General features: G+C 57.7%; 15 protein-coding genes and 1 pseudogene. 3 read left to right on the top strand and 13 right to left on the bottom strand.

Annotated features, from left to right (window positions below):
* Positions 1 to 154: 154 nt before the first annotated feature.
* Positions 155 to 547, bottom strand: coding sequence for a hypothetical protein (locus HB393_RS24525; protein WP_213807860.1), 393 nt, complete (start codon positions 545 to 547; stop codon positions 155 to 157).
* A gap of 225 nt (positions 548 to 772) precedes the next feature.
* Here HB393_RS24525 and HB393_RS24520 point away from each other — a divergent pair, with 225 nt between their 5' ends.
* Entirely contained in the window at positions 773 to 2,512 is a 1,740-nt protein-coding gene (locus tag HB393_RS24520) for a VWA domain-containing protein (protein ID WP_213807859.1), read from the top strand.
* A 1,142-nt stretch (positions 2,513 to 3,654) separates the two neighbouring features.
* Here the strand turns inward: HB393_RS24520 and HB393_RS25735 are convergent.
* The 8 genes and pseudogenes from HB393_RS25735 to HB393_RS24475 all read right to left on the bottom strand — a co-directional run.
* Positions 3,655 to 3,765 (bottom strand): annotated as a pseudogene (locus tag HB393_RS25735) (dehydrogenase); the annotation flags it as partial.
* 88 nt (positions 3,766 to 3,853) lie between these two features.
* Entirely contained in the window at positions 3,854 to 4,591 is a 738-nt protein-coding gene (locus HB393_RS24510) for a hypothetical protein (protein WP_213807857.1), read from the bottom strand.
* Positions 4,592 to 4,594: 3 nt separating this feature from the next.
* Entirely contained in the window at positions 4,595 to 5,344 is a 750-nt protein-coding gene (locus tag HB393_RS24505) for a hypothetical protein (RefSeq protein ID WP_213807856.1), read from the bottom strand.
* A complete protein-coding gene (locus HB393_RS24500) occupies positions 5,341 to 6,219 on the bottom strand; it encodes a hypothetical protein (RefSeq protein WP_213807855.1) in 879 nt (292 codons plus the stop codon). The genes HB393_RS24505 and HB393_RS24500 overlap by 4 nt, the downstream gene beginning before the upstream one ends.
* A complete protein-coding gene (locus HB393_RS24495) occupies positions 6,213 to 6,608 on the bottom strand; it encodes a hypothetical protein (RefSeq protein WP_213807854.1) in 396 nt (131 codons plus the stop codon). Before HB393_RS24495 ends, HB393_RS24500 begins: the two co-directional genes overlap by 7 nt.
* Before the next feature lie 104 nt (positions 6,609 to 6,712).
* Positions 6,713 to 7,900, bottom strand: a complete 1,188-nt coding sequence (locus HB393_RS24490) for a hypothetical protein (RefSeq protein ID WP_213807853.1) — start codon at positions 7,898 to 7,900, stop codon at positions 6,713 to 6,715.
* 926 nt (positions 7,901 to 8,826) lie between these two features.
* Positions 8,827 to 10,242, bottom strand: coding sequence for an FAD-dependent oxidoreductase (locus tag HB393_RS24480; protein ID WP_213807852.1), 1,416 nt, complete (start codon positions 10,240 to 10,242; stop codon positions 8,827 to 8,829).
* A 263-nt stretch (positions 10,243 to 10,505) separates the two neighbouring features.
* On the bottom strand, positions 10,506 to 11,096 hold the full coding sequence (locus tag HB393_RS24475; RefSeq protein WP_213807851.1) for a DDE-type integrase/transposase/recombinase: 591 nt from the start codon (positions 11,094 to 11,096) through the stop codon (positions 10,506 to 10,508).
* A gap of 242 nt (positions 11,097 to 11,338) precedes the next feature.
* Between HB393_RS24475 and HB393_RS24470 the strand changes: the two genes are divergently transcribed.
* Positions 11,339 to 12,331 carry a LysR family transcriptional regulator gene (locus HB393_RS24470; RefSeq protein WP_255551592.1) on the top strand — a complete coding sequence of 331 codons (993 nt, stop codon included), beginning with the start codon at positions 11,339 to 11,341 and terminating at the stop codon, positions 12,329 to 12,331.
* Positions 12,332 to 12,503: 172 nt separating this feature from the next.
* Here HB393_RS24470 and HB393_RS24465 read toward each other — a convergent pair whose 3' ends face one another.
* From HB393_RS24465 to HB393_RS24450, 4 genes are all read right to left on the bottom strand, one after another.
* Positions 12,504 to 13,601: an acyl-CoA dehydrogenase family protein gene (locus HB393_RS24465; RefSeq protein ID WP_213807850.1), complete on the bottom strand. Its 1,098-nt coding sequence runs from the start codon at positions 13,599 to 13,601 to the stop codon at positions 12,504 to 12,506.
* Positions 13,598 to 14,152 carry a carboxymuconolactone decarboxylase family protein gene (locus HB393_RS24460; protein ID WP_213807849.1) on the bottom strand — a complete coding sequence of 185 codons (555 nt, stop codon included), beginning with the start codon at positions 14,150 to 14,152 and terminating at the stop codon, positions 13,598 to 13,600. Before HB393_RS24460 ends, HB393_RS24465 begins: the two co-directional genes overlap by 4 nt.
* Positions 14,153 to 14,226: 74 nt before the next feature.
* Positions 14,227 to 14,520 (bottom strand): antibiotic biosynthesis monooxygenase, encoded by a 294-nt coding sequence (locus HB393_RS24455; RefSeq protein WP_213807848.1) that lies wholly within the window; start codon positions 14,518 to 14,520, stop codon positions 14,227 to 14,229.
* A 413-nt stretch (positions 14,521 to 14,933) separates the two neighbouring features.
* Positions 14,934 to 15,698 (bottom strand): 3-oxoacyl-ACP reductase family protein, encoded by a 765-nt coding sequence (locus HB393_RS24450; protein WP_213807847.1) that lies wholly within the window; start codon positions 15,696 to 15,698, stop codon positions 14,934 to 14,936.
* Between the two features lie 335 nt (positions 15,699 to 16,033).
* Here HB393_RS24450 and HB393_RS24445 point away from each other — a divergent pair, with 335 nt between their 5' ends.
* Entirely contained in the window at positions 16,034 to 16,405 is a 372-nt protein-coding gene (locus HB393_RS24445) for a hypothetical protein (protein WP_345945428.1), read from the top strand.
* Positions 16,406 to 16,481: the final 76 nt, after the last annotated feature.

The raw sequence follows: 16,481 nt of genomic DNA, 5'->3' as shown, positions 1-16,481 counted from the left end.
GTTCCGACCCGCACTCTGGAACTGGACGACGCACAGACGGTCGAGGTACAGATAATTGAAAGCAGCCAGCGCGAAGGTGTACATCCTTACGAGGAGGCTAGCGGCTATCAACGGCTTTTAGAACTTCCCGGCTATGATGTAACCGTCCTAGCGTCTAAATGTAGCAAGAGCCAAAGACACGCAGCAGTACCGGCCGAAGAAACGCCGCGACGAGCCAGAATGGTACTGCGAGGAGCACAGCCACAAATTCGCTAATGGTAACTGCGAACGATGTGACGACCCGGAGATTGACGAGGTTGCAGCCGTGGAGTGCAACTACTGCCGCGTGATCTTCGAGCACACCGGACACAAACACTGCCCGATCCATGAAGAGATTTCTGATACCGCCGCCCTCCCACGACCGAGCCACGCCGAGTTGGTACCCACCGGTCAAGAAACTGACTTGTGCGATCTCTGGGACGCGCAAGGCGTCGGGCAAGCTAGCCAGGATGTATTTGAGGATATCGTTGAATAACTCACCAGGCGCAATCACAGGGTCCGGAGACAACAGAAGCGGTTTCCCCCGGACCCCTCTCGACTGAAATCCCGATGTCGGGATTTTGATGGGGAGCCGATGTTATTTTCTGCGTCATAGTGGAAAAACCCCACTGCGACAAGACCGAAGTCCACCGCCTGAACAAGTCTGTCGCCTAAGCACGACACTCGACATTCATCAGAAACCCGGACAGAAGGACATGGCTTTCGCTACACTTGCAGCCGTGTAAGGAGCTGTATGCGCCTTCGTCTCTCCGCCGCCCTCTGCCTTGCCCTGCCTGTGAGCACCCTCGCGCAGACTCCCGCTCCTCCCACCCTCCGCACCGGCGCCCAGCTCGTCATCGTCGATGTCACCGTCACCGACTCCCGCGGCAACCCCATCCACGACCTCAAACAGTCCGACTTCAGCCTCCAGGAGAGCGGCGCTCCCCAAACCATCTCCCACTTCGACGAGCACTCCGCCCCCACCGCCGCCGACCTCGCCAAGTCTCCCCCGATGCCCCCCGCCGAACCCAACATCTACACCAACTTCACCTTCACGCCTGAAAACGCGCCTATCGACATCCTCTTGATCGACAACCTCAACACCCCCGCCGACAAGCAGGCCAACACCCAGCAGCAGCTGCTCGCCTTTCAGAAATCCATGAAGCCCAGCACTCGCCTCGCCGTCTTCAGCCTCACCACTCATCTCAGCCTCCTTCAGGGCCTCACCTCCGACCCCCAGCTTCTCCTCGCTGCCTTCAACAAAAGGGAAAACACGTTTTCCTCCTCCGTTCTTCCCGACGCCATCGGTGCCGAACCCATGTCCGACAACCTGCGCGGCTCGCCTTGGGTAGCCTCCGGCATGCGCCGCAACGAAGTGGAGCAGGTCAGGGATCAGAACAGCAACCGCATCCAGTACACCCTCGCCGCCATGAACCAACTGGCGCGCTATCTCTCCGGCATGCCCGGACGCAAAAACCTCATTTGGCTATCGGGCTCATTTCCTCTCAGCTTCGCCTTCGCCACCACCGGCTCCTTCCAGACCAAATTCCGCGACACCATGAACCTCCTCGCCCGCAGCCAGGTAGCCGTCTATCCCGTCGATCTGCGCGGCCTCACCAACACGCCTCTCTCCGACGTCTCTGCCACCAGGTACATCTACAATCGCGCCACAGCTCTCGGCGATGCCGATAACTTCAACACCCTGACCCGCGACGAGCACAGCACCATGGGCCGCATGGCAGCGGCCACCGGCGGCCAGGTCTACACCAACATCAACGACATCGGCCACGCCGTAGACAAAATCCTCGACCATGGCTCCAACTACTACACCCTCGCTTACATCCCCACCACCAAAGGCGATACCGGCAGCTTCCGCAAGATCGAAGTCTACCTCGCCTCCGGCGACTACGCTCTCGCCTATCGTGACGGTTACTACGTCGAACCCTCCGGCTCGCAGCCCAAATCCAAACCATCCCAGGCCACCACCACAACACCTAACAGCCTCGACACCATGCGCACCGCCATGCAGCGCGGAGCCCCCACCCCCACCCAAATCATCTTCAAAGCCCTCCTCATCGCCAGCCCCACGCCCAGCGCCAGGCTCGCCGAGGGCAACACCGCCTCGCCCAAATCCAAGCCCCCTTACCGACTCATCACCATCGCCTACGCAGTCAATCCCGGCGACATCACTATGCCCACCCGCCCCGACACCACCCGCGAGGTCGCCCTTCAGTTCGTCACCCTCGCCTACGACCGCGACGGCCAGCTCTTCACCCAGCAATCCAACCCCGTCAACGTCTTCGTCAAACCCCAGGGCTACCAGCAGTTCCTTAAAGAAGGCATCCGCTACCAGCAACAGATCGCCGTCCCCGCCAAGGGCGAGTACTACCTCCGCGTCGGAATCCACGACCTCATCGGCGACAAGGTAGGCGCCATCGAAGTTCCCGCCGCCCTCATCGCAACCGCCCCACCTCAATCCGCCTCTACAAAGTAGCGCCCCACCTCATCATCGTGAGGTCATTTCCGCAACCCACCGCAACGATGGAGTAGCGATAGGAGCGCGTGGAAAGCGAACGGCTCGAAAGACGCGAGACTCGCACGTAGCCGATTGCCGTAACGCCAAGATTGCCAAGACGCAGCCATGCTTCTCAGGCCCACGGACAGACGCCGGGAAAATCCAAGACGGCGTGACGCCGGCAGGAGTCCCGACCTCACGCAGATCGGAAAACAAACAAAATCAACAGCAAAAACCGCTGAGTGAACTCTGCTCCCTGGCGCGTGCAAGGCATCGAAAGAACTCCGTGCAGTTCCAGGTACCCTATGCGATGTGTGTATTTCAGTCATTTGCATTGGCTAACGCCTTACATCAGGAACTTGGCTGGTATCAGGAAAAGAACGAGGAGAAGATGAATATTGTGACCTTCCCGATTTCCCAACTATCCAACAGATCAATGCCGGCCTCTGGCGAAAGGGAGGTACCCGCGGAGCGGCAGTCCTCGTCGGTGCCGGTTTCAGCCGAAATGTCGAGAGAATAAATAGTGGAACACCTCTCCCTCCTCTCTGGGACGAGATAACTTCCGCCATGCAAAGGCGGCTTGGTTATAAGGGCGATGAGCGTAGGGAGCCCCTTCGTGTGGCCAAGGAGTTTGTTGCATCCCTCGGTCGCCGCGCACTGGAGAGTCTACTTCGGTAAATGATCCCAGATGAACAATGGCTACCCGGGAAGCTTCACGAAGATTGGTTTCTTTAAATTCGGTCGACATTCTCACAACCAATTGGGACACCTTGCTTGACGAGCAGCCTCTATGAATCTGGGCCAGAGCTACGACACAGTGCGGTGTCTGGAAGACCTTGCTACAACGAGAGCTCCGCGCATTGTGAAACTCCATGGCAGCTTGCCATCTAATCGTCTATTCATCAATCGCGATTCGTGAGCTTTTCCCAGTTGCCATGCGCAAACGCTTCTTTCGCTTCCTGCGAGAGGCCAGCGCTGGAGCCAGTCCAGGGGGATACCTCAAACGTGGATTAGAAGACCACGATCAGTCCTGATAAGGATCGTAAATAAATGCGTCTGTGGCTAAGGAAGCGGCATTGCTGCCGCTCCCTCCCCTAAGAACCGGACGTGAAAAGGCTGAGTTAGATTTGGGACAGGTCGCCATCGACATAGAGTTCGACACCGTTGATGAAGCTGGAGTCGCTGGAGCCGAAGAAAAGCGCGGTAGTAGCGATCTCTTCGAAGCGCCGCAAATTTTTGTGGTGGGATCTCCGCCAGCAGTATGGCAAGCGCCAAAGTGCGATGCTTCCGTGCCGGCGCGAGCCATCTTCCAGCCTGATGTCAGCTCACCGCCTGAGTAGACGAGGGCGCGTTGGCGCCGCGCGGAGTGAAGTTGATCATCCCGGCCCGCGGTCGTCCGCTCGCGCTCAGGTCATGGTCCAGAGCCTCGCCCAACCTGTTGCCACAAACGTCTTCGAGACGTTCAGAGACGACGAGGCGGTGCTCCCCGGCGCGCCAAGGGTGGCTCGGGACAAGCTGCGCTGCGGTTCCGTCCGGTGCGAGTGACACACGGGTCTGAACGACCTCTCCGGAAGGGGTCAAGACTCCGATCTCGTCCTCGCAAAGCGCGGCGTCCATAACCCTGTCGAAGTGCACGATGGCGGGATCGAGGCTCCCCACTGTTGGAGAGACGAGACGCCAGTCGGCCTCGTCGACGGCTTCCAGAACTGGATCGCTTACGCGGAACGTATGGCGCGTTGTTTGCGCGAGCGCCGTGATGACAAGGTTGTACGTCCGCCCAACGACAAGAGCCGGGTCGTGAGTCGGGTCTGCCCCAATACCGCGTTTGATTCTTCCCGGCTCCATCAACACCGTCAGGCGGCGCCCATCAGGCGACCAGAGCTCTTGCGACAGCACGAGGAAAGGGTCACGCACCACTTGCTCCTGCTCGTCCAGCAACCAGAGTCGGTCACGATCGAAGTGCGCCTCTCCTGGCCTCTGAAAATGTATGTAGAAACGCAGGGTGTTTGCGGGGAGCACCTTGGCTTGAGGAGAGATGCGGATCGGTATCTCAGTCATAAATCACTCCTGATGACGCTCCACCATGAAACGGACGTCCAAACTCTCGCGGGGCGCGTCCGGTGAACCGACGTCGTGGTCGAGCGCTTCCCCAACCCGGTTTCCACTGACGTCTTCCAGACTGCTCCCTACAACGAGTCGATAGGCGCCGATGCGCCAGCCGTGCTTCGGACGCCAAGACCACACTCGTCCGCTGGCGGACGCTGTCACCTGCCCAGGTTGGGATTGTCCCTGAGCGTCTACAACTTCGAGTTGGTCGCGCAGAAGAGCGTCGTCCATCTCACGGTCGAATGTAACCGTAAGGGCTTCACGCGACCCGGCCTTGGGCAAGGCAAGGCGCCAGGTTTGCGGGGTGATGGCTGTGCGAACCGCAGGTGTGACCTGGTAGTGAAAGCGCTTGCCGGATATTTCGACTGTAAAGCTGTGGCCGACCTGAAGAGGGGCGGCGCTTTCGCCGTCCCCTTCGACGCCCCGTTTGACGCGACCTGGGTCAAATAAGACCGTAAGGCGCCGGCCATCGGGACTCCAGAGATCCTGACCGAAGTCCATGAAAGCCCCGTCGATCGTCCGACCAGCGTCGTCGAGTAGCCGTAGATCCCGCGTCGCCACCACCCCCCGCGCCGGATGGTTGAAGGTGACATAGATGCGGAGGGTGTTTGCCGGGATCGACCTCGCCGCTGGCGAGATCGACACCACTTGCGGAGCGGCGCTGCTCGAGGCCAGCGCCATCCAGGCTATGAGGACAGCGATCACTTTCCGCGCTCGCCGCCCTTAAAGTCGTACTCCGACCAGAGCTCGTCCAGGTTGTTGACCGGATACGGAAACGTCAGCGTCGCCTGAAGATTGAGAGAGCCGGAAGGAGCGTCACGGGTCACGGACACCAGGTATTTGTCGTCAAGTTTGTCCGCAAACAGGGATGACCCGACAAACATCAGCGACTTGCCCACAGGGCCCAGCGGGTATTCGGCGCGCCAGTCTCCCACGCCGCCATGAGGCGAGTTTTCAGGCAGATAGGCAACCGCCTTCTGCAAGCCGGAAATCGGGATCATGCGCGGGCCGTGGCCCGCATTCGTGACGAACAGGCTCGGATCTCCATGGAACGACACCGAAACAATGCTGAGCGGCTGTCCGTTGCCCATATCGCCAAGGGTCCGACCGGTCACCTTGGCGCCGTCTTTCAAGTCCGCGGTCGGGATCACGACAAGCGGACTGCAAGTGTAGGCGGCGATGAGCGTGTCCCGGCCATCGATGGTGGCGAACGCCATGGCGCGGATGGGCGCCCGGGTCTCATAGCGCTCGTGGGCAACATGGTAAATTCGAACGGCAGTCGATGAGGACCGACCGTCAAAGGGATAGGACACCCGCCGAAGCGTCGATGAGAATTCCTCGTTAGAGATGCCCGCGAGGAACAGCTCTCCATTGTGGAATTTCATGTCGACAATGGTCATGGACCGCATCGGCGTCATCGCCTTGAGGTGATCCCGGGCGGCCGTCGGCAAGGGCCCATCGCCATTCCGGTCGCGGAAGTGCTCGTCCAGGGTCGGAGCATCGGGGACAACCCAACTCGTGGACTTGGTGTGCGCCAGATTCACCCGGGACAGAACGCCGGCCGGCGAGACCTTCACCAAGGCTGGGCTTCCAGCGCCGAACGAAACCGACAGATAGACGTCGTGGCTGGTGGGATGGACCGCCATACCGTTGATGTGGACGCAGGACTTGGGCGTCTTGAGCAGCGCGGCGATCCGGTCATCGATACTTCGATGTCCAAAGCCGACGCCGTCGTGGGAGCCGCCCCTTCACTCATTGGGTAGGCGAACACCGCGCCGCTGATGTTGTCGCCGACGAATAGGACCCCGTCCGGACTGAATGTCAGAGCCCCGGCGTACTGCAGCTTCGCTGCGGCTCGTGAGGATTCGACGGCCGCAGACACGGGGGCTGCCTGAGCCGGCGCGGGTGCCAAAGCCGAAGCGGCGATCATGAGGGCGGTTGCTGCTGAGAGGAGGGTAAGCCTCGTCATATTTTTTCCTTTTCTTTTTCTTTCGGTTCTGTGTTGTGGAGCAGCACGCTGGTGATGAGATCAATTGCGCGGGGGGAGGCTAGTCCCACGGCCCGAGCCCGCCTTTACGACGCGTGCTTTAGCGTGAACTGGACGCCTGGGAAATCCGCCTCCACCCAGATCTTGTCTATCCGTGCGGGCAGAGGACTGACCATCAGGGTCTCAAGCGTCAGATCGCCGGTATCTGCGTAGCGGGTCAGCGAGACGAAGAAGCGGTTGCTGAACAGAGCCGCCAACACCGAGGATCCGACGAACAGCACCTGTTTGCCGACTGGGCCGGCCGGCATGAAGGGCGATTGGTCCAGCATAGGGCCCTGGGTCGGCCGGTTCTCGGGCGTGAAACCTTCGGCGGAGCGGATTCCGGAGAGCGGAACTATCATGGGACCGCGACCGAGATTGGTGATGAATAGCTTGTCCTCGTCGCCGTCACGGTAGGCGACCATGCTGATGGGCTGGCCGTTGCCCATGTCGCCGATCGTCTTTCCCCTCACCTTCGCGCCGTGCTTCAGTGCTGAGACCGGAATGGTGACGAGCGGGCTGCAGGCGTAGGCGGCGACGAGCGTGTCCTCGTCGTCAATGGTGGCGAACTCCATGGTCCGGATTGGCGCACGCGTTTCGTATTGGCCGTGAGCGAGATGGTAGATTTCCAGTTGGGTCTCGCTGGCCGCCCCGGTGAACGGATAGGAGATCCGCCGCAGCGTGGAGGAGAACTCCCGGTTCGAGACGCCGGCGACGAACACCTCCCCGGCGTGAAACTTTAGATCCACGATCGTCATGGAACGGACCGGCGTACGCGCCTTCTCCTCGAAGACCGCCGTCGGTGGATATGGGAAAAAGCCGGCACGCGACTGAAAGGTCTTGCCCTCGTCGGGAACGTCGGAGAGTTGGTGCATCGTCACCTTCGACGATGAGAGGTCAAATGGGTGGACCTCGCCGTCAAGCGAGACGCTCACAACCGCGGCCTCCAGGCGATCGTCGTTTCGCACGCCAACTGACAGGTATGGCTCGCGCGTCACGGGGTGGACGGCCATCCCCTTCATCACGAGGCTTTTCGCCGTTACGCCCAGCGCTCCGGCGATCTTCTCGTCGATCGACTCGAAGAGAAAGGGATCCAGCGAGGCTGGAGCCTGGCCGCGTTCCGTCTCGAAGGCAAAGACGGCCCCGAGCTTGCTGTCGCCTACGAAGAGGACCCCGTCGGGGCTGAAGGTCAGAGCCCCCGCCGATTGCGGGGTGGCTTGGTTAATCATGTTCATGATGGTCTCCATCGATCGCCGCTCACGGCGGCTGTGAGATTGAATTAGAAGAGATCGCGCCTGACGGGAATCAGGCCGCGACGGTGGTCATGCTGGAGGAAAGTTAGCCAGGTATTGAAGAACCGACTTGTGTCGGCACTTCGATCCCCCGACCGCATGTGTCGGAACGATTTTTAGAGCGCAGCGTGGCTACCATCACAGAAAACGCCACTCTTACTGCTCTTGCAGCCACATAGGTAAACCGTCTTGGTCTCTGCGGCCTCGAACTTTATCGGAGAGAGACCTGTGCCGGCGTGGCTGCCGTCACAGAAGGGCTGACTCTTACTCTCTCCACAGGAACACCAGTAGTAGCTCTTGCCGATTTCAACTTCAACAGGATATGGACCCTTTTGCGCGATTGTCGGTACTGTCACTTGAGTCTCCTTTGTAGGTTATGTAGTTGGTTGCGTGTCTTCGCCATGAGGCGAAGACCGAAAAACATTGACCAGGAACTGCTCCAACGCGGAAACAGAAGATGAATTCTTTAGTTCGCGAGCGTCCCTTGCTTGCACCAAACAGTGCTTGAACACTTGTTCAAGCCCCTCGCGCCCACTCCGAACTCTCTCTGAGACGGCCTCGTTCGAGGGCCTATTCCCGATCGAACTCTTTTGTTCGTGCCATTGCATTGTTATACCTTTTTTGGAACGGTCGGTCAAATATTAAGGAAATGAACCACATTCTCTATCAAATACTCTGCATACTCGCGCTGACCTCTTCTACCTTCTGCATCGGGAAATAGAACCGTTCGGGAACCGAGCCAAAGCCTGTGGCGTTGTCGAAGCGATCAAAGAAAGAGAAAGAAAGGACCACATCGGAAGTGATGTGGCCCTTGATGCATCCATAAAATCTCCGGATGCAAAACCCAGCCTTTCGCGGATGTTTTTTACTTACGCGCGTATTTCCTTCACCACCCGATGCGCCGATTCAATGGCACCTTGCATCCAGCCGTTGTAGCGGGATGTGTGCTCTCCTGCAAAAAAGATTCTGCCTTCCCTGCGTGCGTTCAGGGGAATAGAGCTGAGTTGACCGGGAGCGAATGCCGGAAAAGCACCAAGCTGCCACGGGTCCTGACCCCAACTCTTTGTTCGAGCTCCTTCAAAGTGTTCGTCCGCTCCAGGGAACACACTTTCCGCATCCGCGAGTGTTTGTTTAATGCGGCTTTGCATATCCATTTGGTCCAACTTTGCGGCCTTATTTCCGATGACATAGGACAACAGAAGACCTCGTTGGTCGGCGTGTTCAGGCCCCAGCGACCAGAAACGCTCGGAGAGGAGATCGGTATTGGCAAATCCGCTCTGGCCGTTCTTTTTCCAGAACTGGCTTCGCATTTGAAGGAAGATCTTATCGACTGCAAAGTACTTCAGCTCCCGAATGGCGCGTTGCTTATCTTCCGGTATACGGGCGTCGGAAAAGAGATTTCTGGATACCGAGAACGGAAGCGTGGTCACAAGAAGGTCCCCGCGAACGGTCTCGTGGCCCTCTGCATTTTCAATCACCACCCAGGCACCGCCGTCATCCTGTCCAATGCTTACCGCTTTGCATCCATACCGGACGGCTCCGCCGAGCTGGTTTGCCAGCGCCGCCGGAAGCAGGTCGTTGCCACCCGCGATGTGGAAATACTGGCGAGATATCTGCTCATTGAGTTCAACCAGAAAAAGCAATCCAGCACTAACGGTGGTATCCCCACCCACAGTCAAAAGCTCGATGGCGTCCGGAGAAAGACCTTGTTTCTTCAGGTAATCACCAAGCGTTGCGTTATCCTGCTCCAGAATGGCCTTCGGCACATTGAGCGAATTTTCATCACCCTTTACTAGTGATTGTAATGGGCCAGCCATGTAACGTTGGGCCAAACCTTTGCGGCCCAGGCGGCGCTCCTCTGCGGTCAGTTGCAGCGGCCAATCCGGTTCGGGGTTGTGACCGCCAACATAATTTTTCCCTCGCAGATGAACGACGTCTGCGAAATCGCCGCTACGAAAGGGTTCCAGCGTCAGACCGAATTCGCGCACGTAGGAAAGCGTAAGTTCATGAGTGTCAGGAATCCGAGTCGCTCCTGTTTCAGCTGAAAGACCCTGATACAGTCCTTCTCGCAGTGTTTGAACTCTGCCTCCTGCGCGCCCCTGGCCTTCGAGAAGGACAACATCGAAGTTGTACTTCCGCAACTCGTAGGCGCAGGAAAGTCCAGCTAGTCCTCCGCCAACGATAACCACTTTTTTTCGCGGGGGAGCGACAGAGGCGAAGGCGGCATTGGCTCCCCGAGCTAAGGCTGCGGCTGACAATGCTGCAAGGAAAGCGCGTCGGTTCATCAAATCAAAACTCCTCGTCAACAAATTTCATAAGATCGTCGTTAGGTTATTGCTATCAGATTCGAAAAGAATCCAAGAAAGTCGCGATGGTTTTAGCCAATTCCGCCGGCTGTTCCAGAAATAAGAGGTGGCCTGAATCAATCTCGGCCCGTTGAGCGCCGCGTGTCAGATCGGCGAGTTGCTGTGAGTAAAATTGGGGAACGAGCGAATCGAACTCCTTTATTCGTGCCATTGCGCCGTTATACTGTTTCTGGAACGAATGGTCAAGTATGAAGTAAATGAACCGCATTCTCCATCAGATATTCCGCATACTCGCGCAATACCTGATGATTGTGGACAAAATCGATATGCTTGCCACGCCGAGTAACGTGCTTTGCTCGGAGTTTTGATAGATCTGGGCGTAGGCCCATTCTCTGAGCGCAGTTTGGATGAAGCGTTCCGCCTTGCCGTTGGTGCGTGGGTGTAGGTCTGGTCTTGCGGTGCTTGAGTCCGAGCGCATGACAGGCGTTCTGGAAGTGTCTGCCGACATAGCATGGTCCGTTGTCTGTGAGTACGCGGGTGGGGTGGATGCCGAAGCCTTTGAACCATGGGGTTGCGGCGGCCAGGAAGTGTGTCGATGATTCTTCCTTCTGGTTGGGATACATGGCGGTAAAAGCAAGTCGGGAGTGATCGTCGATAGCGATGTGGAGGAACTCGGCGCCGATGCCCTTGACGCTGTCGCGGCGGTTGCCGGTGACGCGGTGCGATGGCCGCTGGATACGCACCAGGCGCTTGATGTCGAAGTGGACCATGTCGCCCAGAGCGGGATGCTCATAGCGCACGAGCGGCGGGCGGGCATGATAGTGATAGTCCATTCGATCTCCTGGAGTGTTGCTTGTTCGCAACTTCAGCATCCCAGTTCTCGATCGAATGGACAACAAACTTCTGAAAAATCACATCTAGAGATCTGGCAACAACTGAGAAGAAATCGTTCCGAGTGCTGAGGAAGCACTGCTGGCGTCCGTGAAGGCGTTGCAACGGCAGTCATGAAACGTCGAGTGTAAAGCAACTAGTCGTCTCCATAACGATCGCTCCTAGAGTGACTTTGTGTAAAGAAATGATTCTATTGATGAGCGAGAATCATCTTAATGATATTCAGGAGTTATCAGTGGAATTAAGGCATCTGCGTTACTTTGTGGCGGTGGCTGAACAGAAGGGATTCCGTGAGGCATCCCGGTTCCTGCATATCTCGCAGCCCGCGATCAGCAAGACGGTGAATCAGTTGGAGCAGGAACTCGGCATCAAGCTTTTTGCACGTTCCGGCAGGACTGCACGAATGACACCTCAGGGGCAGGTCTTTTATCAGGAGACCTTGCGAACTCTGAAACAGTCCGATTATGCAGCCGAGGCTGCCCGGCGTGCAGCTCGAGGAGAAACTGGGACTTTAACCCTTGGCTTCTGCAGCGTGGCCACCGCTGGTTTCCTCCCCAGTATTGTTCGGAAGTACAAAGAGCTTCTTCCTGGAGTAAGACTGCTCCTTAAAGAGATGAATCCACTCCAGCAAGAAGCGGCATTTTCGCAGGGAGAGATTGATGTCGGTGTCACGCGACTACCTTTCGCGAAGAAGTTGGCGCGTGAGCTCGATGTGAGGGTAATCTTCCGTGAACCGCTTCTGGTTGCAGTTCCCTCTGGTCATGCCTTCACGGCTAAGAAGATAAAGTTTGAGAACCTCTCGGAGGAGCCTTTTATCCTTCTCCACCGTGACGGAGCCCCGGCAGTCCATGACGCCATACTCGCCATGTGCCAGAGGCATGGGTTCTCCCCGAAGGTGGCATACGAGTCCGACTTGATGCAAACGACATTCACGTTGGTCGCTGGGGGCCAGGGAATTGCGATAGTTCCAATGTGCACTCTGAATCTACGTCCCGAAGGCGTTCGATTTCTACGGCTGCAACCCGACGAGTACAGGGCGGAGCTAATCGTGGCATGGCCCAAGAACTCGCAGGTGACTGTGCTCAAGCCATTCGTAGATCTCATCGAGCAAGAACGTAAAGAAATCGGAAACCAGGCACGTCGTATGTTAGAGGCGGCCTGCAATCCGACGAAGTGAAGTGCGGCACATGCTAAACGTGCCGCACTTCACGCTAAGCGCTAAAGCCACATCGACAGTGAGATTCTTATCATTGATCAAAGCTGATTCGGGACCGCTCGGGGCCAGGATGGCGATAACTTCGCCAAGCTCCAGTGCAAGATCGAACTCTGCTAGCACGGGGATGCGCCTGTCACGTCTCGTTCGGATGCTGTGTGAGCGCAGCTTTGAGGTGGACCAGGCTTGGTGTGATGATCGGAATGAAGGCTGCTTCTCGCCAGCGGCGGGCGAATCCGGCGTTATGCACAGTCAGATAGGCGCGGCCACCCGATGCCTGAAGTTCGAGCCCGGTAGCCTGCGCCACGACCTCGGCGAGCGCTATGCGGATGCGGAAGAGTGCGGCTGGATTCGCCTTGTAGGTGGACGCGCGTAGACCTTCGTGCAAAGCCGCCTCCTGTTTTGCCAGCGCCTTCTCGAGGTCTGAGATCGCGTCGGACAGTGCCAGGCGGCCGGATCCCTCAACCGCGCGGGCCGCGGCAAGCGCCCGCCGGGCGAGCCCGATCGACATGCCGCATTGAAGGCCGAGGAAGGCCGGACGCGTGGACGGCAGCCACGCCAGGGCATCGGGATGGATGATGCGTTCGGCGTCTATTTCAGCGCCGGAGATCGCGATGGCCGCAGTGTTGCTGGCACGCATGCCCATTAGGTCCAAGTCGGCGGAACGGAAAATGCCCTGGTCACCCAATGCCAGCGAGGCAATGAAGCTGCCGCGCCCACCTTTGCCGGTGACCGCGACGGCGACGTGAAATCCTTGCGGCCGAAGATTGGTGACCCAGGGAAGCCTCCCGTCGAGCACGAGGTCGCCCGATGTCTCTCGGGCATTGACCTGAAGCTCTTCAAGGCCCGAGAGGAATTTCATAGCGTTGGAGAGCCCGGTTGCGCCTGCCAATCGACCGGCGAGCAGGTCAGGCAAAAGCCGGTCGCGCAGCTTGGCATTTGGACTCTGGAGTAAATAATTGATGTAGCAGCGCTGACCCCACAGCACGAAACCGGCGGCCAGTGAACGTTCGGACACGTCGGATATCGCCGCGATGACGTCGGTGACGTCGCCGCCAGTACCCCCGAACTCCTTGGGGATGCCGCTGCCGATCATCCCACCCTCCGCGAGGCGCGGCAGCACCTCAGCGGTGAGGTCCGTCGACGTGTCGAGGCTGAGCGCATTGGCATCGAGCCAAGCCGAAAGCCCGGAATCCGGGGCAACGCCGTCGTGTGCGGCCAACGGATGGCTCATTCAGCCGCCGCCTTGATGCCGTCCCAGCGAAAGGGTTCGTACTGAGGATTAAGCGGCGCCCCACCGAGATTGTTGGCGAAGTTGCACAGTGTTGCCAGGCTGACTCCAAGAATGACCTCCAGCGCCGACTGGTCAGTGAACCCGGCGGCTTTGAACGTGCCGAAGACGGCATCGTCGACCTTGCCGCGCGTGGCGATAACAGCTTTGGTGAAGCTGGCCAACGCGTCCAACCGTGCGTCCGTCACATGACCGAGGTTGCGCAGCGCTTCGACCGTCTCCTTATCCAAGCCGGTCTTTTTGTAGGCGGCGACCGTATGGCCCGCCACGCAGAAGCCGCAGCCATGCGTCGCGGCGGCTATAATCTGCACCATCTCGCGCTCCGCGACTGAAAGGGAGGAGCGGTTGTTGATACCGCTCACCGTCAGATAAGTCTCAAGGGCGACCGGCGCATTTGCCAGCACCCTTAGAAGATTCGGCAGGAAGCCGTTGCGCTTTTCCGCCGCAGTCAGCAGCTCCTTCGTTTCAACCGGGGCATCTTCTATAGTTCTCAAAGTAAGGCTGGGCACTGCGTTCTCCAATATGCAAGTTTCGTCATGAGAGGATCCCAAAATCTAACGAATGGACGCTATTTCGTTGCGAGGAGATCAGCCATACTGATCTGCGGTTTGCTTGCGAAGAGCTCCTCCGCTTTTGCGAAGAGTGCCTTGGCAACCTCGCCCGTAAGGTGGGCGTTGCGTCCATCCTCATCGGCGAAGGTATCGAAGATACCGAAGCTTGTTGGTCCTGTCTGGAATGCGAACCAAGTTGATGTGCCAACTTCTTGCAGGACAAGTGGCCGGGCGAATTTCAAGAATTCTGCAACTTCCTGTTCCTTGCCTGGTTTTGCCTCAAGTATTGCCAAAATTCCAAAACGATCCATACGTATCTCTCTTTCTATTTGCTGTTGAGGTTTCTGATGAAAGGCCGATTGCTCCCACCGTGGGACAGCAAAAGTGCGGACCTGGTTCGATGTTCGCGTCCATCTGCCTTTGATAAATTGTGAAGCCTAGTGGACCACCCACCTGAGGTTTGATTGCCTCACCGGCGATCCGCTCAGACTCTGGAGAACCCAAAACACAGCGACCTGCGCAATATGCGGAAACCACACGCGTCGTATGTTAGAGGCGGCCTGCAATCCGACGACGTAATGTGCGGCACGCGTTGAAGCAATTTTCCCGTTTCTATGGAGTGGATAAGCTCAAGAAGTGCCGTTTTACTTGGCGAAAACGGCCGTAGACTCGAAGCCTCCACATACACCCACAGGAGATTGCTATAAACGTGCCGCACTTCACGCTACGCGTTAAAGCCACCATCGACAGTGAGGTTCTCACCATTGATGAAAGCTGATTCGGGACTTGCCAAAAAAGCCACAGCAGCGGCAATCTCTTCGGCCTTGCCGAAACGGCCAAGGCTGGTGAGCTTTTTAAACCAATCGGAGACGGGGCCGTCCTCAGGGCTAAGATCGGTGTTGGTCGGCCCCGGCTGAACTCCGTTGACGGTCACACCAGTTGAACCCACTTCGCGGGACAGGCCACGCGTAAATCCGTGAACCGCAAACTTAGAGGCGATGTACAGTGTCACACCCGGAATTGGGGCTCCTTCGCCAAACGACGCGCCGATATTGATGATACGACCCCAGCCAGATTTCGCCATGCGCTTCGCTGCATCCTTGGAGAGTTCGATGAGGGAGCGAACGTTAAGGTTGAAGTGCTTGTCGTAAGACTGATCCGAGGATTCAAGAAAGGGTCCGAACTCCGCCGTACCGGCATTGTTGACGAGGATATCCAAGCGGCCACCGAACTCGCCTCCGAAGCATTTATCGATTGAAGCGATCAGCGTCTTCGGGCCCTCTGGACTTCCAAGATCGGCATGGACGGCCTCTGCAAGGCCGTCGGCTTTCGTAATCTCGTCCACAACTTTTTGTGCGCGTTCAGGACTTGCAGAGTAGTTAACAATGACATAGGCACCTTCGGCAGCGAGACGAATTGCGATTGCTGCCCCAATGCCGCGGGATGATCCGGTTACAAGTGCGAGTTTGTTTTTTAAAAGCTTCGACATACGGAATGCTCCTCTTGGTTTGCGCCCGGATTCGATGGCGTTCATTCAAAGGACGCGTGATTGCGTCAACGAATATCACTGCACAATTGAATCGCGTACAGAGGATTCGATCCGTAAAGCCGTGTCTCGATGCGTGGTAAGTTCCTATCGGACCGATAGCCAAATGGAATCAGATGTTCACTCAGGTCACGAAGTGCTGGATTCGATCCAAGGGAGACGATGAGGAACAAGATGCGGCTCATGTTTATCACTTGCTAGCCCAGCAAAATCTGACCTGGCGAAAACTGCCCGGATGAGAAGGCCGGTCTCCAGCAGAATGGGTTAAGCTCCCAGTTATCGACACACTCGAGGCGCGGGAGACAAGGAGGCCAGCGATGAAGAAGGACGATCAGCTCGACGCCATGACGCTCGCACGACTGGTGCGGATCGATCCACGGCTGTTGTGTCCAGTGAAGCACAGCAGCGCTGAGGTACAGGCGGATCTGACGGTGATCCGGTCGCGGGCCGCTCTGGTCCGCGCACGAACGATGCTGTTCAACGCGACCCGAGGACTGACGAAATCCTACGGAGAACGGCTCTGCGGGTGCAATGCACACGGGATGAAGCCGAAGGCGGCTCAGGATCTGAGTCCGGAGTTGAAGTATGCACTGAAACCGATGATGCTCGAGTCTATGGGGGGAACAGATATTCAGGGACCGAGCGGTTGAAGCAGATCAAGGGAGTGGGAACTCTGATCCCCTCACCTATATGCTGACGCTGGAAGATCCTTATAATAGTTTCCTG

The organism is Granulicella sp. dw_53, assembly GCF_018449545.1.
Taxonomy (GTDB): domain Bacteria; phylum Acidobacteriota; class Terriglobia; order Terriglobales; family Acidobacteriaceae; genus Edaphobacter.
This window is presented reverse-complemented; position numbering and strand designations above follow the sequence as displayed.

Excerpts from the sequence above, each read along its gene's own strand:
- HB393_RS24520 (WP_213807859.1), top strand. The coding sequence starts at position 773 with ATGCGCCTTCGTCTCTCCGCCGCCCTCTGCCTTGCCCTGCCTGTGAGC.
- HB393_RS24510 (WP_213807857.1), bottom strand. The coding sequence starts at position 4,591 with ATGACTGAGATACCGATCCGCATCTCTCCTCAAGCCAAGGTGCTCCCC.
- HB393_RS24495 (WP_213807854.1), bottom strand. The coding sequence starts at position 6,608 with ATGACGAGGCTTACCCTCCTCTCAGCAGCAACCGCCCTCATGATCGCC.
- HB393_RS24490 (WP_213807853.1), bottom strand. The coding sequence starts at position 7,900 with ATGAACATGATTAACCAAGCCACCCCGCAATCGGCGGGGGCTCTGACC.
- HB393_RS24480 (WP_213807852.1), bottom strand. The coding sequence starts at position 10,242 with ATGAACCGACGCGCTTTCCTTGCAGCATTGTCAGCCGCAGCCTTAGCT.
- HB393_RS24475 (WP_213807851.1), bottom strand. The coding sequence starts at position 11,096 with ATGGACTATCACTATCATGCCCGCCCGCCGCTCGTGCGCTATGAGCAT.
- HB393_RS24470 (WP_255551592.1), top strand. The coding sequence starts at position 11,339 with ATGATTCTATTGATGAGCGAGAATCATCTTAATGATATTCAGGAGTTA.
- HB393_RS24465 (WP_213807850.1), bottom strand. The coding sequence starts at position 13,601 with ATGAGCCATCCGTTGGCCGCACACGACGGCGTTGCCCCGGATTCCGGG.
- HB393_RS24455 (WP_213807848.1), bottom strand. The coding sequence starts at position 14,520 with ATGGATCGTTTTGGAATTTTGGCAATACTTGAGGCAAAACCAGGCAAG.
- HB393_RS24450 (WP_213807847.1), bottom strand. The coding sequence starts at position 15,698 with ATGTCGAAGCTTTTAAAAAACAAACTCGCACTTGTAACCGGATCATCC.